Here is a 21,829-nt window from a genome sequence, read left to right on the forward strand (position 1 = left end):
TTTGACCCCATCGAACGACACGACATGCAGCACTGCGACTACCTCATCATCGGCGGCGGTATCGCCGGCGCCTCCACCGGCTACTTTCTCGCCGGCCACGGCAAGACCATCGTCCTGGAGCGCGAGGCGCAACCGGGCTACCACTCCACCGGTCGCTCGGCCGCGCTCTACACCGTGGCCTACGGCACGCCTCAGGTGCGCGCACTGACCGCCGCCAGCCGCGCCTTCTACGATGCGCCACCCGCAGGCTTCTGCGACCACCCGCTGCTCACCCCGCGTGGCGAACTGGTGGTGGATTTCAGCGGCGATGCGGCCGAACTGCAGCGCCAGTTCGAGCAGGCGCGCCAACAGGTCGCCGAGGCTCGCCTGCTCAGCGCCGAGCAGGCCTGCGCCATGGTGCCGGTGCTGCGTCGCGAACGGGTCCGGGGGGCGCTGTACGACCCCAGCGCCGCCGACATCGATACCGCCGCCCTGCACCAGGGCTACCTGCGCGGCATCCGCCAGCTGGGTGGCGAAATACACTGCGACCGCGAGGTGCTGGCGATCAGCCGCAGCGCCGCGGGCTGGCAGGTGGATTGCGCGGGGCAACGCTACAGCGCCACGCTGCTGATCAACGCCGCCGGCGCCTGGTGCGACCAGATCGCCCAGCTGGCCGGGCTGCCCGGTATCGGCCTGCAACCCAAACGACGCGCCGCCTTCACCTTCCAAGCCGGCGCGGGCATCGACTGCCAGAACTGGCCGGCGCTGGTCAGCCTGGACGAATCCTTCTACTTCAAGCCCGATGCCGGTCTGCTGCTGGGTTCACCGGCCAATGCCGACCCGGTGGCGGCCCATGACGTGCAGCCGGAAGAGCTGGACATCGCCCTCGGCATCCACCAGATCGAAACCCATACCAGCCTGCAGATTCGCCGCCCGGAGCACACCTGGGCCGGCCTGCGCAGCTTCGTTGCCGACGGCGACCTGGTCGGCGGCTTCGATGCGCAGGCGGCGGGCTTCTTCTGGGTCGCCGCACAGGGCGGCTACGGCATCCAGACCAGCGCGGCCATGGGCCAGGCCTGCGCCGCGCTGATCCGCAAGCAGCCGCTGCCGGAACAGCTGATCGCCGCCGGCCTGACCGCCGCCATGCTCAGCCCGCAGCGGCTGCTCGGCTGACGCCTCATCAGTCGACGGGACGTTCGGCGGATGGTTCGTCGTGCGGCCTGTCGCTGCCCTCCTCCTCGGCCTCAGCGTTGCCCAGGGCGCGGTTGGTGGAGTCCTGCAAGGCGTCCACCTGGCGGTTGACCTCGTCCACCACCTCTCCGACCGAGCCCTCGATCAACGCCTGCGCTTCCTTCTTCGCCTCGTCGGCCAGTTTCTGCGCCGACTGCTCGGCGGCCTCGCAGCCGGCCAGGGTGAACACAATGGCGCCCAAGGCAGCGAATGCCAGGGGGCGTTTGCGGCAACTATTCATCAGTGATTCTCCAGTTTCGGGCTGCCTCCGACCACGCCAGCGGCGTGGCCGGGGCGAGCATCAATGTTCGTGTGGCTGCGATTGGCCACGGGTCTTGTACAGCGACAGCGCCACGCCACCGACCAGCAGGCCGAGGGTCACGCTCAGGGATACGGCCGCCGGGATCTTGCCGATGATGCCCACCAGGAAGATCTTCGTGCCGATGAACACCAGCACCAGGGCCAGTGCGTACTTGAGATAGGCAAAGCGGTGGATCAGCGCGGCCAGGGCGAAGTACAGGGCGCGCAGGCCGAGGATGGCGAAGATGTTCGAGGTGTAGACGATGAACGGATCCTGGGTGATGGCGAAGATCGCCGGCACGCTGTCGATGGCGAACACCAGGTCGGCACACTCGATCAGGATCAGCGCGAGGAACAGCGGCGTCACCCACAGCACGCGGCGTCCGTTGCCATCGTCCTGGCGCACGAAGAAGCGCTGGCCGTGCAGGCCGTCGGTCACGCGCAGGTGCTTGCGCAGGAACCTGACCAGCAGGTTGTTCTGCAGGTCCGGTGCGTCGTCCAGCCTGGAGAACAGCATCTTCACTCCGGTGAAGAACAGGAACGCACCGAACAGGTAGAGCACCCAGCTGAATTCATGGATCAGCGCCGCCCCCAGGCCGATCATGATCGCGCGCAGCACCAGCACCCCCATGATTCCCCAGAACAGCACCTTGTGCTGATACTGCCGCGGGATCGCCAGGAAGCTGAAGATCATGGCCATGAGGAACACGTTGTCCATCGACAACGATTTTTCGATCAGGAAGCCGGTGAGGTAATCCATGCTGGCGTCGCCGCCCTTCTGGAAGAACACCCAGACGCCGAACAGCAGGCCGGCGCTGATGTAGCCGGCGGACAGCAACAGGCTCTCGCGCACGCCGATCTCGCGATTGTCGCGATGCAGCACGCCAAGGTCGAAGGCCAGCAGGGAGATGACGACAGCGATGAAGACCAGCCACAACCAGGTGGCCGTACCGAGGAAGTCGGCGAAGAGGAACGGTTCGAGGGCAGTCATGAGCCCCTCCTACAGTCAGATTGAACAGACTGTGATTCCGACATCGCGGTGTTAACCGCCAGAGGGGCCCGGCATCACGGGCGCCAATATATTCAGGCCGTGAACGCCGCTCAACGGGACGAGCTTTGCAAATTATTTCCTGCCAGCGGCATCCGCCTCACGCGCGGGAGACGCCCGCCAGAGCGCCCGCCAGCAGCACTCAGAACAGCCTGTACTGCCCGTCCAGCAGGCGCTCGAAGTCGCCACCGACGAACGGCAGGATGGCATCGGCCACCGGCTTCAGCTGGCGGCTGATGTAATGCTCGTAGTCGACGGGTGACAGCAGGCGCTCCAGCGGCTGCGGCCCGCCCCTGGTGATCAGGTAGCTGATCCAGCCGCCGCGCTGGTACTGCAGCGGCCTGCCCAGGTGCTGGTTGTGCTCGTCGGCCAGGCGCGCGGCGCGCACGTGTGGCGGCACGTTGCGCTGGTAATCGTCGAGGCGCCGGCGCAGGCGCTTGCGATAGACCAGCAGTTCATCCAGCTCACCGCCCAGGGTGCGCTCGACGTAGTCGCGCACGTACGCCTCGTAGGGCTCGCCGGCGAAGACCAGCCGGTACAGCTCCTGCTGGAAGCGCTGCGCCAGCGGCGACCAGTCGGTGCGCACCGTTTCCAGGCCCTTGAACACCATGCGCTCGGCGCCAGCGGCGTCGCGCACCAGGCCGGCATAGCGTTTCTTGCTGCCCTCTTCGGTGCCACGGATGGTGGGCATCAGAAAGCGCCGGTAGTGGGTCTCGAACTGCAGCTCCAGCGCACTGTCCAGCCCGTACGTGTGCTGCAGGTGCTCGCGCCACCAGGCATTCACGCGAGCCACCAGCGCGCGGCCGATGCGCGCCGCCTCGTCCTCGTCATGCGCCCGACCGAGCCAGACGAAGGTGGAGTCGGTATCGCCATAGATCACCGCGTGCCCCTCGGCCTCGATCAGCTCGCGGGTGCGTTTCATGATCTGGTGCCCGCGCAGGGTGATGGACGACGCCAGGCGCGGGTCGAAGAAGCGGCAGCCGCTGGAGCCAAGCACACCGTAGAAGGCGTTCATGATGATCTTCAGCGCCTGCGACAGCGCCGCATTGCCGTCGCGCTTGGCCGTCTCGCGCCCCTGCCACACGCGCTCGACGATGCTCGGCAGGCAGTGCTGCGTGCGCGAGAAGCGCGCGCCGCGAAAGCCTTCCACCGAATGCGCGTCGTCCGGGCGCTGCAGGCCTTCGACCAGCCCCACCGGATCGATCAGGAAGCTGCGGATGATCGACGGATACAGGCTCTTGTAGTCCAGCACCAGCACCGAGTCGTAGAGCCCCGGACGCGAATCCATGACGAAACCGCCCGGGCTGTTCTCGCCGCGGATGTCACCGAGGTTGGGCGCGACGAAGCCGAGGCGATGCATCGGCGGCAGGTACAGATGGGTGAACGCCGCGACCGAGCCACCACTGCGATCGGCGGCCAGGCCGGTGACGCTGGAGCGCTCCAGCAGGAAGGCGAGCAGCTCGGTGTGGGCGAAGATGCGTGTGACCAGCTCGCAGTCCTTGAGGTTGTAGTGCGCCAGCGCCGGCCTGTCCTCGTCGAACATGCGCTGGATCTCGTCCATGCGTGCATAGGGCGTGTCGATCGCCTTGCCTTCGCCCAGCAGGGTCTGCGCCACCGACTCCAGGCTGAACGAAGGGAAGCTCCAGGTGGCCGAGCGCAAGGCTTCGATACCATCGATGATCAGCCGCCCGGCCGCCTCGGCGAAGTAGTGCTGGCTGCTGTTGTGCTGACGCCAGCCGAGCACGTCGCCACCACGCCCCAGGCGCAGCGGCACCTTGAACTGCTCGGCGTGCTCACGCAGCACGCGCAGGTCGAACTGCACCAGGTTCCAGCCGATGATGGCGTCGGGGTCATGCTGCTCCAGCCAGGCATTCAGGCACTCGAGCAGCGCCTTGCGGCTGTCGCAGTAGGCGAGGTCGAAGTCGACGCCGCTGGCGTCACCGTTGGCCGGGCCGAGCATGTAGACCTGACGCTGGCCACAGCCCTCCAGGGCGATGGAGTACAGCTCGCCACGGGCGCTGGTCTCGATATCCAGCGAGACCAGGCTCAGGCGCGGGCGGTAGTCGGCGGCCGGCCTGAGCGACTTGCACAGCAGGCTGCCGTCCGCCTGTTCGACACCCTCGAAGGCGACGCTGGCGGTGATGAAGCGTTCCATCAGGTAACGCTCCGGCGGACGGATATCGGCCTCGTAGACATCCACGCCGACCTGGCGCAGCTTCTTCTCCAGTTGCAGCAACTGGCGGTACTGACGGCAATACAGGCCCAGCACCGGGCGCTGGCGGAAATCACGCAGGGCCAGCTCGCGCAACTCGGCGCCCTGTTCATTGCGCAGCAACGGCTCGGCCCAGGCGCGCTGCTCGAGCGGAATGAACGCCACCGACTCCTGCAACGGCAGGCGCACCTGTAGCGGGCCGGCATCGGTGGCCAGCCAGAAGGCCACCTCGGTGCCTTGCGGCGTATCGCGCCAATGGCGGCTGAGCACGAAGCCTTGCTGGAGTTGGGTCATCGGGAATGGGCTGCGGATTCAAACTCGGTGCTTACGTGCTACGTGTGGGAGGGGCTTGAGCCGCGACCGTCGCCGCTAAAGCGCCTCCCACAGGGCGTGCACTTCAAATGGCCGGCCATTCTACGCCAGCGGTTACAATGGCGCCTTTTTCAGGAGGGACGCGATGAGCGACACCCTGCCCTACGGCACTCTCGACGCGTCCTACCAGGCTGCCGGCGGTATCGATGGCCTGCGCCGGCTGGTCGACGACTTCTACCGGCTGATGGACGAACGTCCCGAGGCCGCTGCCCTGCGCGCCCTGCATCCGGCCGACCTGAGCGCGTCGCGGGACAAGCTGGCGTGCTTTCTCAGCGGCTGGCTGGGCGGGCCGCGCCTGTTCGCCGAGAAATACGGCAGCATCAGCATCCCGGCCTTCCATTCGCAGTGGCCAATCGACCAGGCCCTGGCCGAGAGCTGGCTGAGCTGCATGGCCGGCGCCATCGCCCTGCAGGGCTATGCGCCGGCATTCGCCGACTACCTGCTGAGGCAACTGCGCGTGCCTGCCGAACGCTCGGTGCAGGCCAGTCAGAATCGTCACCGCAAGGAAACCCCGACATGAGCAACGAACTGATCATCGAAGACCTGCAACCCGGCGACGGCAAGGCCGTGGTCAAGGGCGCCCTGATCACCACCCAGTACCGTGGCTGGCTGGCCGACGGCAGCGAGTTCGACTCGTCCTTCTCGCGCGGCAAGCCGTTCCAGTGCGTGATCGGCACCGGGCGGGTGATCAAGGGCTGGGACCAGGGCCTGATGGGCATGCAGGTCGGCGGCAAGCGCAAGCTGCAGGTACCGGCGCACCTGGGTTACGGCGATCGCAGCGTCGGCTCGATCCCTGCCAACGCCGACCTGACCTTCGAGATCGAACTGCTGGAAGTGCTGACCCGCGATGACTGACGCGCCCCTCGCCACCCTGCGCCAGCACCTGTTGCAGGCGCTGCACAACCCGCCCGGCGACGAGACCCGGCGGCTGTTCCATGGCCGTGGCCGTTGCTGGCCGGGGTTGGAGCAGATCACCGTCGACTGGCTGTCGGGCATCGTCCTGGTCATGCTGTTCCGCGAGCCGGATGCCGCCCTGCGCCCGTTGCTGCTGGAACTGCTGGACACGCCAGAGTGGCAGGCCAGCGGCGCCCGCGGCCTGCTGCTGCAGCATCGCTACGTGCACGGCAGCGAGAGCGAATGGCTGGCCGGCGAGGAGCAGGCGCAGTGGACGATCCGCGAGGACGGCCTGCGCTACCTGCTCGACCTGGGCAGCAAGCAGAACAGCGGCCTGTTCCTCGACATGCGCCTGGGCCGCCAGTGGGTGCGCCAGCAGGCGGCCGGCAAGCGCGTGCTCAACCTGTTCGCCTACACCTGCGGCTTCTCCGTGGCAGCCATTGCCGGTGGAGCGACGCGGGTGGTCAACCTGGACATGGCGCGTGCCGCCCTGACCCGTGGACGCGACAATCACCGCCTCAACCAGCACGACCTGAGCCAGGTGGAGTTTCTCGGCCACGAGTTGTTCAAGTCCTGGGGCAAGGTGCGCAAGAGCGGGCCTTACGACCTGATCATCATCGACCCGCCGAGCTTCCAGAAAGGCAGCTTCGCCCTCACCCAGGACTACGCCCGCATCCTCCGTCGCCTGCCGGAGCTGCTCGGCGAACGGGGTACGGTACTGGCCTGCGTCAATGACCCGGACACCGGCCCGGACTTCCTCATCGCCGGCATGGCCGCCGAGGCGCCACAGCTGCGTTTCGTCGAGCGCCTGGACAACCCGCCGGAGTTTCCCGACATCTCGCCGGAAAGCGGCCTGAAGGCACTGGTGTTCGAGCTGTAGCCAGGCTCAATCCGACCTAGCGAATGCCCAGGCGCTTGGCCAGGCGGCTGAGGTTGGCTCGATCCACCCCCAGCTCACGCGCCGCATCGGCCCACTTGCCGTGATGACGCGCCAGGCACTGTTCGATCAGCTGGCGCTGGAAGGCGTCCACCGCCGTGCGCAGCTCCAGGCCTGCCGGCACCGGCTCTGCACTGGCCAGCGTCGCCTCCACGGCGCTGTTCGCAGCCCCCGTCGGCAGGTCCAGGTCCTGCACCTCCAGGCTGAGAATGCGCGGCCGCTCGTCATGCCGCGCCAGCGCCTTGATCGCGGCGCGGCCCACCAGATGCTCCAGCTCGCGCACGTTGCCCGGCCAGTCATGCGCCAGCAGCGCCTTCTGCGCCTCGGCCGCCAGGCGCAGGCTGCGCAAGCCGAGACGCGCGCGATTCTCTTCGAGGAAATACCCCGCCAGCAGCAGCACGTCACGGCCGCGCTCACGCAGCGGTGGCACAGGCAGCGGGTAGACACTCAGGCGGTGGTACAGATCGGCGCGGAAACGCCCGGCGCGTACCTCGGCGGCGAGGTCACGGTTGGTGGCGGCGATCACCCGCACGTCGACACGATGCTCGCGGTCCGAGCCGACCCGCTGCAGCTGCCCGCTCTGCAACACGCGCAGCAGCTTGGCCTGCACCGCCAGTGGCAGCTCGCCGACCTCGTCGAGGAACAGGCTGCCGCCGTCGGCCAGCTCGAACTTGCCACTGCGCTCGTTCACCGCGCCGGAGAAGGCGCCACGCACGTGGCCGAACAACTCGCTTTCCACCAGCGAATCAGGCAGCGCAGCGCAGTTGAGGCTGACCAGCGGCCGCCGCGCACGCGGTGACGCGGCATGAATGGCCTCGGCCACCAGCTCCTTGCCGACGCCGGTTTCGCCGGTGATCAGCACGGTGAGCGGGCTGTCGCCCACCAGGCGAATCTCATCCTGCAGCTTGCGTAACGCCGCACTCTGCCCCACCAGCTCGCGCGGTTGCTGGCGTGCCTGCTTGTACAGCTCGGTGAGCTGGCGCTCGGTCTCGACGCGCTGGGCCAGGCCGCTGATGCGCTCGCTGGCCTTGACCGTGGCGGCCGCCAGGCTGGCGAACGCATCCAGGCTGTCCAGGTCGACGTGCGCGAAGCTCGAAGGGTCGAGCGCGTCCAGCGTCAGCAGGCCCCACAGCTGATCATCCAGGTACAGCGGACAGCCCAGGCAGTCGTGCACCTCCAGGTGACCGTGCAGGCCGTCGACCAGCCCATCGTAGGGGTCGGGCAAGCCACAGTCGGCGGCGAAACGGGTCGGGCCACGATGCTCCACCAGTGCCGCCAGGCGGGGATGTTCACTGATCCTGAAACGCCGCCCCAGGGTATCGGCACTCAGCCCCTCCACCGCCACCGGCAACAGCAGTTCGCCATCGAACTTGAGCAGCGCCACTGCATCGCAGGGGAACAGCCGGCGCAATGCGGCCAGCAAGCGCCGGTAGCGCTCGCCATCGTCCAGTTCGCGGGACAGGTCGGCGACCAGGGGGATCAGCGTTTCGAGCAAGGGATTAGTGGTCATATCGACTGCCAGAAGTCTTTATGACACAAGAAGAGTTGCTGTCATAAATACCGCAAAAAATATAAGCCATTGATTTTAAACAACAAAATAAATGGCACGCTTAATGGAATGAATAGAGCGCTAACGCTAGCACGTCGGCAATGGCCAGACGAGCCACCCCGGCGCCTTTATTTGCCTTGCGGAGACCCTCCCCATGCTCACCACCACCCAACGCGACCTGATCAAAGCCACCGTCCCACTTCTGGAAAGCGGCGGCGAAGCGCTGACCACTCACTTCTACCGGATGATGCTCAGCGAGTTTCCGCAGGTGCGCCCGCTGTTCAATCAGGCCCACCAGGCCAGCGGCGATCAGCCCCGCGCCCTGGCCAACGGCGTGCTCATGTACGCCCGTCACATCGACCGCCTCGAGGCCCTGGGACCGCTGGTCAAGCAGGTGGTGAACAAGCACGTCGCCCTGCAGATCCTGCCGGAGCACTACCCTATCGTCGGTGGCTGCCTGCTGCGCGCCATCCGCGAAGTGCTGGGCGCCGAAGTCGCCACCGATGCGGTGATCGACGCCTGGGCCGTGGCCTACCAGCAACTGGCCGACATCTTCATCGGCGCCGAGGAACAGCTGTACCAGCAGAACGCCGCAGCCCCCGGCGGCTGGCGTGGTGCGCGCCGTTTCCGGGTGGCTCGCAAGGTCGGCGAGAGCGACGAGATCACCTCCTTCCACCTGATACCGGTCGATGGCGGGCCCCTGCTCGACTACCTGCCGGGCCAGTACATCGGCATGCGCCTGCTGCTGGACGGCGAGGAGGTCCGCCGCAACTATTCGCTGTCGGCCCTGGCCAACGGCCGCGAGTACCGCATCAGCGTCAAGCGCGAAGTGGGCGGGCGCGTCTCCAACCACCTGCACGACAACGTCCGGGAAGGCGATGAGCTGGACCTGTTCCCACCTGCCGGCGACTTCTCCCTGAGCGAGTCGGACAAACCGCTGGCGCTGATCACTGCCGGCGTGGGCATCACGCCGGCGCTGGCGATGCTCGACGCGGCGCGCCACTCCGGGCGGCCCATCCATTTCATCCACTGCGCGCGCAATGCGGACGTGCACGCCTTCCGCGACTGGGTCGACGCACAGGTCGCCGAGCACCCGCAGATCCGCCACTACGTCTGCTACAGCGAGCCAGGCGCCGCTGACCAGGCCGATGCCACCGGCTACCTCAGCCAGGAGTTGCTCGCGCAGTGGCTGCCCGCCGAACGCGACCTGGACGCCTATTTCCTCGGTCCCAAACCCTTCATGGCTCAGGTCAAGCGCCATCTGCAGGCACTGGGCGTCCCGGATGAACAGAGCCGCTACGAGTTCTTCGGCCCGGCTTCGGCACTGGACAGCTGATCGATCAGGAGGTGAATCATGTACCCGCTCAATCTTCCACCCGTACAGATCCTGCTGCTGTCCACCCGCCTGCTCTGGGCCGGCCTGCTGCTTCTGATCCTGGGCCTGGTCGCGGCCTACGGCCTGGACAAGCAGCTGAGCCTGGCCGCGCTGGTACTGGCACACAGCCTGACGCTGATCGGCCCGAGCGTGCTGAAGATCGGCTACGTGCTGCGCCTGATCGCCCAGGCGCGGCTGGCAGAAGGAGCGGGTACGCATGCAGTTGCTTGATCGCAAACAGGCGCTGGCGGTACTGCCGCTCTGGCGCCTGGGCTTTCGCGCCTTCTTCCTCGCCGGAGCCGTCTTCGCCCTGCTCGCCATCGCCCTCTGGGCCCTGGCCTTGCAGGGTGCGGTGAGCCTCGTGGCGGTGCCCGGCGGCATGCTGGCCTGGCACCGCCACGAGATGCCGTTCGGCTTCGCCCTGGCGATCATCGCCGGCTTCCTGCTCACGGCCGTACAGAACTGGACGGGACGCCCCGGCCTCAGCGGACGGCCACTGATCGCCCTGTTCGGGCTGTGGCTGGCTGCACGCCTGGCCTGGTTCGTGCCCGTGCCGCCGGGTGTCCTGATCGGCCTGCAACTGGCCTTCGTCGGCCTGTTCATCGCGCAGATGGCGCGCCAGCTGATCAGCGCCAGGCAGCGCAACAACTACCCGATCCTGCTGGTGCTGGCCCTGCTCGCCCTGTGCCAGTCACTGACCCTCGCCGGCCTGGCGCAGGGCGACGACGACCTGCAACGTCGCGGGGCACTGGCCGCCCTGTGGCTGATCGCTGTGCTGCTGAGCCTGATCGGCGGGCGGGTGATCCCCTTCTTCACCCAGCGCGGCCTGGGCCGCAGCGAGGCCTTCGCCCCCCATCCCTGGCAGGACCGCGCGCTGCTGCTCGGCGGCGTGCTGGCCGCCGCGCTGAATGCCAGCGGATACGGGCTGCAGGCGCAGCCCTGGCTGGCCACGCTGTTCGTCGGCCTGGCCACGCTGCACGGCCTGCGCCTGTGGCGCTGGTACCTGCCCGGCATCTGGCGCGTGCCCTTGCTCTGGTCGCTGCACCTGGCCTATGCCTGGCTGCTGCTGGCCGCCCTCGGCATGGCAGCCTGGCACCTGGGCTGGCTGCCCCAGGCCAGCCTGGCCAGCCACGCACTGGCAGTGGGGGCGATGGGTGGGTTGATCCTGGCGATGATGGCGCGGGTCAGCCTCGGTCATACCGGGCGTCCGCTGCAGCCTCCCAGGGCCATGGCCTGGGCCTTCGCCCTGATCAACCTGGGTGCACTGCTCCGGGTCGCAGCCGGCGGAGACTGGCTGTGGCTGGCGGCGCTGTGCTGGGGGATGGCGTTCGCCCTGTTCAGCCTGAACTACGCGCCCATGCTGTGCCGGGCGCGGCTGGACGGGCATCCCGGCTGAACGGCAACGCCGAAACGTCTCACTCGACCAGGGTGCAGGCCATCACCAGGGCGTCTTCGCGACCACCCACGGCCGGGTAGTAGTCGCGCCGGCGCCCCACTTCGTTGAAGCCGAAACGCTCGTACAGGCGGTAGGCCCCCTGGTTGCTGGCGCGCACTTCGAGGAAGCACTCGCGCCCGCCCAGCTCGTGGGCTTCCTTCATCAGGTGCTCGAGCAGGCACAGGCCAAGGCCACGGCCCTGGCTCTCGGGCTTGACGGTGATGTTGAGCAGGTGCGCTTCATCGAGGATCAGGTTGATCACGCCATGCCCGACCTGCTGCCCGCCTTCGAACATCAGCCAGCAGTTGTAGGACTTCAGCGCGTCGCTGAAGATGCCGCGCGTCCACGGGTGGCTGAAGGCGGCGTACTCCACTTTCAGCACGGCATCGAGATCCGCCTCGGTCATCGGGCGGAAGGAAATCGCATCGCTCATGGGGCGTCACTCGGGCGCAAGGGTGGGATTCTCAGGAACGAGCAGGTGCCAGCCAGCGCTGCCGGACACGCCGCATGGCCTGCCACAGTTCGCGCTTGCGCGTGGGCTCTTCCATCAGCAGCTCCAGGCCCGGCAACGCCCAGCAGGCGCCAAGGCCATCGATCTGCAACTCGCGGTTGTAGCTGTGCTCGTCAGCTTCACCGGCGAAGCGAATGGCCGGCAGGCCGACCAGCCAGAGGCAGGTGCTTGGCTGCTCTTCCAGGCGTGCAGCGACGAAGCTCTGCACGAACTCCAGCGCCGCCTGCGGGCCCTGGTCCATGTTGCCGCGCACCAGCAGCGGCCAGCGCACCGGCTCGCCCAGCAGCTGCGGGCTGTCCGGCAGGCCGGCGGCACGCAGCAGGTCCTTGAGCAGAATGTAGGCCGGGTCACGGCTCTGGAAGGGCTCGCCAGTGGGCAGCTCCACCAGCAGCGCGCAGTCGCCGGCACGCAGCAGCTGCAGGGCGAAGCGCGGCGGCGGGACGTTGACCCGCACCGGCTTCTCCTCGACCGGCTCCGGCGCGGCGACGGGCGTCTCGACAGCCGCCTGACGCGGCTGAGCAGCTGGTCGTGGAATCTCGATCCTGGGGCGCTCGGCAGGCGCCTCGCGTACCGCTTCGACGGCCGCCAGCGGCGCCTCGGCCTGCGCCGGCTGCGGTTCTTCAGCGGGCGGCGGCGCGAGCAGCTCCTGACGCGACGGCGCGGCGAAAGGCAGCTCGGTACGCGGCAGCCAGGTGGCCACCTGCATGGCATCGAGGTAGGCGCGACGGCGCAGCTCGGTGTTCAAACCAGCGGTATCCAGTGCAGTCAGTTGAAAGAGGTGGGATTGTCGCGTGAATCGACGCCTGCGGATAGTCCCTGAGCACCCCGCGTCAGTTGCTGCAGCAGCGTGACGAAGGCCTGCGCCGGTGGACTCAGGTAGCAGGGCTTGCGCTGCAGCAGGCCGATGCTGCGCACGGGCGCCTCGGCCAGAACGTGCACGGCGAGGCTGCCATCGCCGTTGAAGGTATCGGCGACACTCGCCGGCAGCAGCGCATAGCCCAGCCCGGAGCGGGCCAGCGCCGCGGCGCTGCTCATGTAGGCCACCTCCCACGCCGGCTCGCGCAGCAGGCCCATGCGCTGCAACGTGGCATCGGCCATGCCGCGCAGGCTGGTGTCACGGGTGGTAGCGATGTAGTCCTGCTCGCGCAGTGCAGCCAGCAGGGCCTTGCCGTGCAGGCGAGCCGAACCACGTACCAGCAGCACCAGGCTGTCGTCGTACAGCGGCCGAAAATCCAGCGCCCCGAGATCGTCCGCCGCCGAGGTGATGGCGAAATCCACCTCGGCGGCGCTCACCCATTGGCGGATCTCTCCGGCACGGCCATCACACAGGCTGATGTCGATGCCGGGATAGCGCCGTCGGTACTCCTGCAACACCCGTGGCAACGGCTCGATCGCCACCGACGGCAACACGGCGATGCGCAGCGAGCCACTCTCGAGATGCAACTGCTCGCGGGCATCGTGCACGGCGTTGTCCATGTCGCGCAGCAGGCGCCGCGCCTGCTCGAGAAAACGCAGGCCGGCATCGGTCAGCTCGACGCTGCGCGTGTTGCGCGCCAGCAGCGACAGGCCGAGGGCGTCCTCGAGCTTGCGCAGGCTGTAGCTCAACGCGGGTTGCGACAGGTGAATCTGTTCGGCGGCGCGGCTGAAGCTGCGCTGTTCGGCGATCAGGACGAACGCCTGAAGCTGACGGAAGCTGATATCCATGACGAGGCAACTTATAAAACATGCTTATTAATTCATATCACATTTCGAATTCACAACTAAATCGCCACAGGTCAACCTTGCCCCAGACCTGACCGTTAAATGGATCGACAATGACCACAACAGTCCATATCGGGTGCGGGGCGGGCTTCGCCAACGACCGTCCCGATGCCGCGCTGGCCCTGGCCAACGACCTCGCCGCTCGCGCTGGCCGGCGCTTTCTGTTCTTCGAGCTGCTGGCCGAACGCACCCTGGCCGAATCCCAGCTGCGCCGCCTCAACGACGCCCAGAGCGGCTACGCCCTGCGCCTGTTCGACTTCCTCGAGCCGGTGCTGGAGACCTGCCTGGACGCCGGCATCCCCATCATCACCAACGGCGGCGCCGCCAACCCGGTTGCCGCAGCCCGCCGCCTGCGCCAGCGCCTGGACACCACGCGCCACGCAGCGGCACGCATCGCCTGCGTACTGGGTGACGACCTGCTGGATGCCGGCATCGAGCTGCAACGCTGGCTGCCCGCGTCGCTCGATGGCGAGGTGGTCTCGGTCAACGTCTACAGCGGGGCCGATGGCATCACCGACGCACTGGACCAGGGGGCCGACATCGTGCTCTGCGGCCGTGTCGCCGACCCCAGCCTGGCGGTCGGCCCGCTGCGCCATGCCTTCGGCTGGGCGGCCGATGACTGGCAACGCATCGCCCAGGCCACTGCGGTCGGCCATCTACTCGAATGCTGCACCCAGGTCAGCGGCGGCTACTTCGCCCATCCGGGCGTGAAGGACGTGCCGGACCTGGCCAACGTCGGCTGCCCCATCGCCACGGTCGCGGCCGATGGCCGCGTGGTCATCGGCAAGGCGGCCGGTACCGGCGGCTGCGTCACCGAGCGCACGGTCAAGGAACAGTTGCTCTACGAAGTGCATGATCCGGCCGCCTACCTGACGCCGGACGTGGTCATGGACCTGAGCCAGGTGCGCGTGCGCCAGGTCGCCATCGACCAGGTCGAGGTGAGCGGCGTGCAGGGCAAACCACGCCCCACGCAGCTCAAGGGGCTGATCGGCCTGCGCGGCAAGTGGTTCGCCGAGGCGGAGATTTCCTACGCCGGCCCAGGCGCGGCAGCCCGCGCCGCACTGGCACGCGACATCCTGCTGCAACGCTGCGCCAGGCTGGCCCCTCGGCTCACGCCATGGATCGATGTCATCGGTGTCGCCAGCCTGTTCAACGATGCCGCCGGCCAGTGGCTGCAGCAGCGCCTGGCACAGGCATCCGACTGCCAGGACGCGCGCCTGCGCATCAGCTTCCTGGATCACGACAAGGCGCTGCTGGAGCGCCTGCTGCTCGATGCCGAATCGCTCTACACCAACGGCCCTGCCGGCGGTGGCGGGGTACGCCGGCATATCGGCGAATCGCTCGCTACGGCCAGCTTCCTTATCGAACGCACAGCGGTGCAACAACGACTGGAGTGGTTCTGATGATCGACGTCCTGCTGTGCGACTACGCCCATGCCCGCGCGGGCGACAAGGGCAACACCCTCAGCGTGGCGGTATTCGCCTTCGCCGCCGAGCACTACGCCTGGCTGGAGCGCGAGCTGACCTGCGAGCGCGTGGCGGCCTGCCTGGGCCATCGCGCCATCGGCGCGGTGACACGCTACGCACTGCCCAACCTGGGCGGCTTCAACTTCGTCGTGGAGAACGCCCTGGAAGGTGGCGTCAATGCCAGTCCCGGCCTGGACCGTCACGGCAAGAGCCTGAGTTACGCCCTGCTCGGCCTGAGGCTGCCGCCTCCCGACTGAGCGCGCACTCTCACCCTGTCTCCAACAATAACAACACCGGAGAGATCATCATGATCACCGCCCTGGGCTTCGGCCTGATGTTCCTCATCGTCACCCTGATTCTGCTGCGCCGCGTCAGCCCACTGGTGGCTTTCGTCACCCTGCCGGTGATCGCCTGCGCCATGGCCGGTTTCACCCCGAGCGAGATCGGCAAGTTCGCCACCGACGGGCTCAAGGCCGTGGCGCCCACGGCCACCCTGTTCATCTTCGCCATCCTCTACTTCGGGGTCATGCGCGAGCGTGGCCTGTTCGCCCCGCTGGTCAACTTCCTGCTGCGCAGCACGGGCGGCAAGCCGCTGGCCGTGGCACTGGTCACCGTCGCGGTGACGGCAGTGACCCACCTCGATGGCATCGGCGCCGCCACCTTCCTGCTGGTGATTCCCGCCTTGCTGCCGCTGTACCTGCGCCTGGGCATGCCGCGCGAGATGCTCCTGTGCCTGGTCGTGCTCAGCGCCGGGGTGATGAACATGGTGCCCTGGGGCGGCACCACTGCACGCGCCTCGGCGGTGACCGGCATCGACGCCTCGCAGCTGTGGATCGCGCTGATTCCGGTACAAGCGGTGGGTCTGGCCCTGGTACTGGCGCTGGCGGCGTTTCTCGGCCTGCGAGCCCAACGCAGCATTAGCGGCGATAGCCGGGTGGCCGGCGGGCCGCTGCCGGAGACCGCGCAACAGCCCGACGACAGCCGCCAGCTGAGTCTCGGCCACTGGCGCTACTGGGCCAACCTGGCGCTGACCCTGATCATCCTCGCCTGCCTGTTCACCGGCGCCTTCCCCCTGTTCGCCTGCTTCATGGTCGGCCTCGGTGTCGCGCTGCTGCTCAACTACCCGAGCCTGGCAGAGCAGAACCAGGCCGTGCTGCGTCACGCCAGCGACGCCATGCAGATGGCCCTGGTGATGCTCGCGGCCGGCATTCTGCTCGGCGTGCTGGCCGGCGCCGGGATGTCCGACGGCATGGCGCACTGGATGATCAACATCCTGCCCGACGGCTCGGCGAACTGGCTGCACCTGATCATCGGCGCCTTCGGCGTACCGCTGGGCATGCTGTTCTCCCCGGACGCTTACTACTTCGCCCTGCTGCCGGTGATCCGCGACGTCGCCGTGGCGGCCGGGGTCGACCCGGCTGCGGTGGCCAAGGCCCTGCTGATCGGCGAGAACACCGGCTTCGGCATCAGCCCGGTGGTGCCCAGCGTGTACCTGGCCATCGGCCTGGCGGGGGTCGAACTGTACCGGCACATTCGCTACACCCTGCTGTGGGCGTGGGGAATCAGCCTGGTGATGCTGGCCGCCGCCGTGCTGCTGGGCGTGGTCACGCTCTGAGCCCGGCCTGAAACGAAAAAGGATCGCCGAGGCGATCCTTTTTTCATGCTGGGGACGGGCTCAGATGGCCTGGTCCCACGGACGATCGCCGTGCTCGTCCTTGATGCGGGTGGGCAGGCCCATCACATCCAGGAGCTTGAGGAACGGCTCGGCCGGCAGCTCTTCGACGTTGACCATGCGCGACACGTCCCACTCGCCACGCGCCACCAGCAGGGCGGCGGCAACCGGCGGTACACCGGCGGTGTAGGAAATGCCCTGGCTGTCGGTCTCGACGTAGGCTTCCTTGTGGTCGGCCACGTTGTAGATGAACAGCTCGCGCGGCTGGCCATCCTTGGTGCCCTTGACCAGGTCGCCGATGCAGGTCTTGCCGCTGTAGCCCGGCGCCAGCGAAGACGGATCCGGCAGCACGGCCTTGACCACCTTCAGCGGTACCACTTCAAGACCTTCGGCAGTCTTGACCGGTTGCTCGGAGAGCAGGCCGAGGTTCTTCAGCACGGTGAAGACGTTGATGTAGTGGTCGCCGAAGCTCATCCAGAAGCGGACGTTCGGCACGTCGAGGTGCTTGGACAGCGAGTGCACCTCGTCATGGCCGGTCAGGTACAGGTTCTGCACGCCAACCACCGGCAGATCGTCGGTGCGTTTGACTTCGAACATGCTGTTGCTGGTCCATTGGCTGTTCTGCCAGCTGTAGACCGTGCCAGTGAATTCGCGGAAATTGATTTCCGGGTCGAAATTTGTGGCGAAGTACTTGCCGTGCGAGCCGGCGTTGACGTCGAGGATATCGATCGACTCGATCTTGTCGAAGTACTGCTGTTGCGCCAGTGCGGCATAGGAATTGACCACGCCCGGGTCGAAGCCGACACCGAGGATGGCGGTCACGCCCTTGTCCTGGCATTCGGCCAGGTGCTTCCACTCGTAGTTGCCATACCACGGCGGGGTTTCACAGATCTTGCTCGGGTCTTCGTGGATCGCGGTGTCCAGATAGGCCACGCCGGTATCGATACAGGCGCGCAGCACGGACATGTTGAGGAAGGCTGAGCCCACGTTGATGACGATCTGCGACTCGGTTTCACGAATCAGCGCCTTGGTCGCTTCCACGTCCAGGGCGTTCAGTGCATAGGCCTTGATCTCGCCGGGCTGCTTGAGGCTGCCCTTGGCCTGTACGCTGTCGATGATGGCCTGGCATTTGGAGATGTTCCGTGACGCGATGGCAATACGACCCAGCTCGTCGTTATGCTGCGCGCACTTGTGGGCCACCACCTTGGCGACACCTCCTGCACCAATGATAAGAACGTTCTTCTTCAATTGTTTCACCTCCTGAGTACTGCGTTTCTAGATAGGTATTGCGTTGCAAGGGAAGTGCGAGCCGTTGGGTGGACGACGCTTCAGCGTCCACCTCAGCGCCGCACCAGGGTGGACGAGCAAAGCCTCATCCACCCCAGGGGATATCACGACAGGCTGGACAGGTAGTCGTCGAACTCGAACTGGCGAGCCACCTCGACGCTACCGTCGAGTTGTTTCACCACGATGGACGGCATTTTCAGGCCGTTGAACCAGTTCTTCTTGACCATGGTGTAACCGGCGGCGTCGATGAACGACAGGCGATCACCGATCTGCGGCGGCTTGTCGAACTGGTATTCGCCGAAGATGTCGCCAGCCAGGCAGGACTTGCCGCACACCATGTAGGTGTGTTCGCCATCGTTGGGCGCCATCTTGGCGTTGAGGCGGTAGATCAGCAGATCGAGCATGTGCGCCTCGATGGAGCTGTCGACCACTGCGAGGTTCTTGCCGTTGTACAGCGTGTCGAGCACGGTCACTTCCAGCGAGGCGCTGAGGGTGATCGCCGCTTCGCCCGGCTCCAGGTAGACCTGCACGCCGTAATTCTCGGAGAAGGCCTTCAGTCGCGCACAGAAGGCATCGATCGGGTAGCCCTCGCCGGTGAAGTGGATGCCGCCACCGAGGCTGACCCACTCCACCTGCGCGAGCAGATGACCGAAGCGCTCCTCGATGGTGCCCAGCATCTTGTCGAACAGCTCGAAACTGCCGTTCTCGCAGTTGTTGTGGAACATGAAGCCGGAAATCTGCCCCATGACCGTCTCGATCTTGGCCGGGTCCCACTCGCCCAGGCGGCTGAACGGACGCGCCGGGTCGGCCAGCAGATAGTCGGAGCTGCTCACCTGCGGATTGACGCGCAGGCCACGGATGGTGCCCGAGGTCCGCTCGGCGAAACGCTCCAGCTGGCCAATGGAGTTGAAGATGATCTTGTCGCAGTTGGCGACCATCTCTTCGATCTCGTCGTCAGCCCAGGCGACGCTGTAGGCATGGGTCTCGCCCGCGAACTTCTGCCGCCCCAGTTTCAGCTCGTACAGCGAAGACGACGTGGTGCCGTCCATGTACTGCTGCATCAGGTCGAAGACCGACCAGGTGGCGAAGCATTTCAGCGCCAGCAGCGCCTTGGCACCGGAGTTTTCGCGCACGTAGGCGATCTTCTCCAGGTTGACCAGCAGCTTCTGTTTGTCGATGAGGTAGTACGGCGTCTGGATCATCTCGTCGCCCCAGCAAGGTCAGCCAGTGAGGGACATTCTGCCCCCCGGAAAAAAGTGGACGCGAATTGTGCCGATAACCGGCGCATATCGAAAGGGCATTGGAGATTTTTTGTACAACCGGTGATGACCGGAAGCTGGCCCGCCTGGAGGAGCACGCTAGGACAGCGCGGTTACAGCGGTATGACGGGGCGCCCGGTTGCCCCGTGCGAGTGGCTTCGGCCGCGACGAGCGCATGGCGCCAGGGGCCATGCGTTGCAGGCTCCGCTTCAGTTCATGGGGGTGGCGGTGAGGTTGGCGCGGATATCGGCGTTCTGCAGCTTGATGCCGTACATGGAGGTGACCGCCCCGCCGCTCGGGTGAACGTTCTGGATACGGTCGATGTTGATCTCCTTGAAATGCACCCGCCCGTTGACGGCGAAGCCCAACGGATCCGGCGACACCGGTGGGCAGCCGCTGGTGCTCTTGTTGCAGACGCTGGTCGGCGCCACGTCCAGGTTGAGGTCGACCCGTACCCCATAGCTGTTGGCACTGGCATCGCCGGGGTTGGCATCGGAGGTGTAGAAGTTGTCCACCACCAGTTGCGCGCCGGTGCCGTCGACGCCGTTCACCCGGTCCGTCTCGATGATCAGCTGGTTGCGCTTCTCGCTGTTCGACACGCTCCCCGCCGGGTTGCCCGAAGCATCGCGGACGAAGACGTTCTTCAGCCCGGCGGTGAGGCCTTCGTTGCCGCGATCCTCCCAGCGCCCGCCGCTGGCGGCACACGCCGAAGCGTTGCTGCCACTGCCGCCGACGCACAGCGCGCCGGCGCCACCGGAGCTGAGGCTGAGAGTGGAGCCCTGCTCGTAGCGGCGCAGCACGATGCGGCCGAGACTCTGTCCAGCGGCTCGGTCGCCCCAGCGTACATCGTGCACATCCAGGGTCGACCAGTAGGTGCCCTTGCTCAATTGTACACCGGCCTGGGTCACGTCCAGCGACCCATCGCGAAAGTGCATGTCGTAGCGTGTGCCCGCCAGCCACAGACCGCGACCGGTCTCATCGACGGTGATCGCCGCGTTGGCATCGGTGACGAAGAAGTCGGCGTTGTAGCGCACACCGTCGCCACTGGCGCCACCGGGACGCAGCGTAAGCTGGCCGTTGAGGGTGAAATCGTAGGCCGGGAAGATCTCCAGCAGGACCAGCAGTTCGGTGCCACCCTGCAACGGTGCGTCGGCCCCGCCGACCCGCAGACCATCGAAACTGTAGCCACCGCTGACGTTCTTCAGTCCCAGGCGCAGGCCGTCGAAATGTCCGTCATAGCCGCCACTGCCGGGCTGCGTGTCGACACTGCCGGCGTAGCAGCCGGTGCTGACGCCGCCGGCACAGCTACGGGTTAGATCGAGCGTGAGCTGACCGACACCATGGGTGCGCAGGCCGCTGAACCACATGCTGTTACCGTTATCGGTGAGCGAGACCGAGCTGCTGACCATGTTCCACGACACATCGGCGGTGATGCCCTGCAAGCCGGAATTGGGGTCACCGCCGGGACGCAGCTTGAACCAGTTCTGCCGCGCACCCTGATCCTGGAAGTTTAGGTCCAGGGCCAGGCTGCCGATCTTCTGATTGCTCGGGTTACCGATGATCAACCCGCCAAGGCTGGCGTTCAGCTTGAGGTCCTGGAAGGCCAGTTGCACATAGCGCCCACGTCCGTCCTCATCAAGGTCCAGAGTGACGCCGCTCTGGCTACGCAGCAGGCCACTGAGGTTCTCGGCGCGTAGCAGGCCGTCGTCCTTGTACTGGAACAGGCTGTCGCTGATGGTCACGTCCGGGATAAACCTCAGGCCCTCACCAGTGGCACCGCCGGCGACGATGTCAATGCTGCCGCCCAGGCGCATATCCATGTCGAACTGGCCGAAGCTGCGAGGGAAGTCGGCATAGCGGGTGTCAGGGTTGTCGGGCGTGACCAGCTCCACGCCCTCCGGGTCGCCCTGGGCCAGGTCCAAGTTGATGGCACCGATATGTGCAACCAGGCGACTGTTGCCGAACCCCAGGCGCAGCACCGAATCATGGCCGTCGCCACCGATCACGTCGAGGGCGGCCTGGTCGACGTAGGCTTCCAGGGAAGCGTCGCGCACGATCAGGTCGAAACCATTGTCGCGGTAGTACAGGGTCATCGCCTGCAGCGACAGCTGGCTGTCGTTGAGCCCCAGTCCGCTGTCACCGACGGCCCCGCCGCCGCGGACAAGCAGGCTGGCGCCCAGGGTGTAGAACAGTCGCAGAGCGCCAAAACTGTTATCGCTGCCGGCAAAGCCGAACGCGCCAACGTTGAGCTCGCTGGCACGGCCCTGGTGAACGATATGCAGCTGCTCGTCGACTACATCCAGGGTAGTCAGCGAGCTGCTGGCGGGGTCCACTGGACGATTGCTCAACGCCTCCATGCGCAGGATCTGGCCGTCCTGGTTGTAATCCACGCTCTGTGCGGCCCAGCCGCCACCACTGATCTCGACACTGATCCCACCTTGGCCGCTGACGCCGGCCAGGCTTTCGTCGTCGAGCATCTGCATGGCCATCAGGGGTGAGCCGAGCAGGCACAGGCAAAGCAATCCGTAGTGCGACATCAGGC

Annotated in this window: 20 protein-coding genes; 10 read left to right on the forward strand and 10 right to left on the reverse strand. The window is 66.6% G+C overall.

The window, feature by feature from the left end; genetic code table 11:
- Window positions 1–24: 24 nt before the first annotated feature.
- Window positions 25–1,152: an NAD(P)/FAD-dependent oxidoreductase gene (locus JLK41_RS19580; protein ID WP_210389631.1), complete on the forward strand. Its 1,128-nt coding sequence runs from the start codon at window positions 25–27 to the stop codon at window positions 1,150–1,152.
- A gap of 7 nt (window positions 1,153–1,159) precedes the next feature.
- On the opposite strand, the gene JLK41_RS19585 is transcribed toward JLK41_RS19580, so the two are convergent.
- The 3 genes from JLK41_RS19585 to JLK41_RS19595 form a co-directional block, all read right to left on the reverse strand.
- Complete coding sequence (locus JLK41_RS19585) at window positions 1,160–1,450, reverse strand: hypothetical protein (protein WP_210389632.1); 291 nt, start codon at window positions 1,448–1,450, stop codon at window positions 1,160–1,162.
- Window positions 1,451–1,510: 60 nt separating this feature from the next.
- A complete protein-coding gene (locus tag JLK41_RS19590; RefSeq protein WP_037055982.1) occupies window positions 1,511–2,500 on the reverse strand; it encodes a TerC family protein in 990 nt (329 codons plus the stop codon).
- 199 nt (window positions 2,501–2,699) lie between these two features.
- A complete protein-coding gene (locus JLK41_RS19595) occupies window positions 2,700–5,063 on the reverse strand; it encodes a DNA polymerase II (RefSeq protein ID WP_210389633.1) in 2,364 nt (787 codons plus the stop codon).
- A 163-nt stretch (window positions 5,064–5,226) separates the two neighbouring features.
- Here JLK41_RS19595 and JLK41_RS19600 point away from each other — a divergent pair, with 163 nt between their 5' ends.
- Genes JLK41_RS19600 through JLK41_RS19610 form a run of 3 tightly spaced genes read left to right on the forward strand, consistent with a single transcriptional unit; the run spans window position 5,227 to window position 6,915 of the window.
- Window positions 5,227–5,661, forward strand: a complete 435-nt coding sequence (locus JLK41_RS19600) for a group II truncated hemoglobin (protein WP_134678224.1) — start codon at window positions 5,227–5,229, stop codon at window positions 5,659–5,661.
- A complete protein-coding gene (locus tag JLK41_RS19605) occupies window positions 5,658–5,996 on the forward strand; it encodes an FKBP-type peptidyl-prolyl cis-trans isomerase (protein ID WP_210389634.1) in 339 nt (112 codons plus the stop codon). The genes JLK41_RS19600 and JLK41_RS19605 overlap by 4 nt, the downstream gene beginning before the upstream one ends.
- Window positions 5,989–6,915 (forward strand): class I SAM-dependent methyltransferase, encoded by a 927-nt coding sequence (locus tag JLK41_RS19610; protein ID WP_179554814.1) that lies wholly within the window; start codon window positions 5,989–5,991, stop codon window positions 6,913–6,915. The genes JLK41_RS19605 and JLK41_RS19610 overlap by 8 nt, the downstream gene beginning before the upstream one ends.
- A 16-nt stretch (window positions 6,916–6,931) precedes the next feature.
- On the opposite strand, the gene norR is transcribed toward JLK41_RS19610, so the two are convergent.
- Entirely contained in the window at window positions 6,932–8,482 is a 1,551-nt protein-coding gene (gene norR, locus JLK41_RS19615) for a nitric oxide reductase transcriptional regulator NorR (protein WP_210389635.1), read from the reverse strand.
- Between the two features lie 193 nt (window positions 8,483–8,675).
- On the opposite strand from norR, the gene hmpA reads away from it, so the two are divergent.
- The 3 genes from hmpA to JLK41_RS19630 are packed head-to-tail and all read left to right on the forward strand — an operon-like array spanning window position 8,676 to window position 11,292.
- A complete protein-coding gene (gene hmpA, locus JLK41_RS19620) occupies window positions 8,676–9,857 on the forward strand; it encodes an NO-inducible flavohemoprotein (RefSeq protein WP_210389636.1) in 1,182 nt (393 codons plus the stop codon).
- Window positions 9,858–9,875: 18 nt separating this feature from the next.
- Window positions 9,876–10,127, forward strand: a complete 252-nt coding sequence (locus JLK41_RS19625; RefSeq protein ID WP_037055969.1) for a hypothetical protein — start codon at window positions 9,876–9,878, stop codon at window positions 10,125–10,127.
- A complete protein-coding gene (locus JLK41_RS19630) occupies window positions 10,114–11,292 on the forward strand; it encodes an NnrS family protein (protein WP_210389637.1) in 1,179 nt (392 codons plus the stop codon). The genes JLK41_RS19625 and JLK41_RS19630 overlap by 14 nt, the downstream gene beginning before the upstream one ends.
- A gap of 19 nt (window positions 11,293–11,311) precedes the next feature.
- Here the strand turns inward: JLK41_RS19630 and rimI are convergent, their stop codons facing one another.
- From rimI to JLK41_RS19645, 3 genes are read right to left on the reverse strand one after another with little or no spacing between them, the layout of a single operon-like run.
- A complete protein-coding gene (gene rimI / locus JLK41_RS19635; RefSeq protein WP_037055967.1) occupies window positions 11,312–11,764 on the reverse strand; it encodes a ribosomal protein S18-alanine N-acetyltransferase in 453 nt (150 codons plus the stop codon).
- Window positions 11,765–11,795: 31 nt separating this feature from the next.
- Window positions 11,796–12,587: an energy transducer TonB gene (locus JLK41_RS19640; protein ID WP_210389638.1), complete on the reverse strand. Its 792-nt coding sequence runs from the start codon at window positions 12,585–12,587 to the stop codon at window positions 11,796–11,798.
- 20 nt (window positions 12,588–12,607) lie between these two features.
- Complete coding sequence (locus JLK41_RS19645) at window positions 12,608–13,546, reverse strand: LysR family transcriptional regulator (protein ID WP_037055965.1); 939 nt, start codon at window positions 13,544–13,546, stop codon at window positions 12,608–12,610.
- A gap of 110 nt (window positions 13,547–13,656) precedes the next feature.
- On the opposite strand from JLK41_RS19645, the gene JLK41_RS19650 reads away from it, so the two are divergent.
- The 3 genes from JLK41_RS19650 to JLK41_RS19660 are packed head-to-tail and all read left to right on the forward strand — an operon-like array spanning window position 13,657 to window position 16,684.
- Window positions 13,657–15,006 carry an acyclic terpene utilization AtuA family protein gene (locus JLK41_RS19650; protein WP_210389639.1) on the forward strand — a complete coding sequence of 450 codons (1,350 nt, stop codon included), beginning with the start codon at window positions 13,657–13,659 and terminating at the stop codon, window positions 15,004–15,006.
- On the forward strand, window positions 15,006–15,326 hold the full coding sequence (locus JLK41_RS19655) for an AtuA-related protein (RefSeq protein ID WP_175253872.1): 321 nt from the start codon (window positions 15,006–15,008) through the stop codon (window positions 15,324–15,326). Before JLK41_RS19650 ends, JLK41_RS19655 begins: the two co-directional genes overlap by 1 nt.
- 50 nt (window positions 15,327–15,376) lie before the next feature.
- Window positions 15,377–16,684 carry a CitMHS family transporter gene (locus tag JLK41_RS19660; RefSeq protein ID WP_210389640.1) on the forward strand — a complete coding sequence of 436 codons (1,308 nt, stop codon included), beginning with the start codon at window positions 15,377–15,379 and terminating at the stop codon, window positions 16,682–16,684.
- A gap of 60 nt (window positions 16,685–16,744) precedes the next feature.
- On the opposite strand, the gene JLK41_RS19665 is transcribed toward JLK41_RS19660, so the two are convergent.
- The 3 genes from JLK41_RS19665 to JLK41_RS19675 form a co-directional block, all read right to left on the reverse strand.
- Window positions 16,745–17,989, reverse strand: a complete 1,245-nt coding sequence (locus JLK41_RS19665; protein WP_037055960.1) for a saccharopine dehydrogenase family protein — start codon at window positions 17,987–17,989, stop codon at window positions 16,745–16,747.
- A gap of 143 nt (window positions 17,990–18,132) precedes the next feature.
- On the reverse strand, window positions 18,133–19,230 hold the full coding sequence (locus JLK41_RS19670; RefSeq protein WP_210389641.1) for a carboxynorspermidine decarboxylase: 1,098 nt from the start codon (window positions 19,228–19,230) through the stop codon (window positions 18,133–18,135).
- Between the two features lie 266 nt (window positions 19,231–19,496).
- A complete protein-coding gene (locus JLK41_RS19675) occupies window positions 19,497–21,824 on the reverse strand; it encodes a hypothetical protein (protein WP_210389642.1) in 2,328 nt (775 codons plus the stop codon).
- Window positions 21,825–21,829 lie beyond the last annotated feature (5 nt).

Source organism: Ectopseudomonas khazarica, assembly GCF_017915135.1.
Classification (GTDB): Bacteria; Pseudomonadota; Gammaproteobacteria; order Pseudomonadales; family Pseudomonadaceae; genus Aquipseudomonas; species Aquipseudomonas khazarica.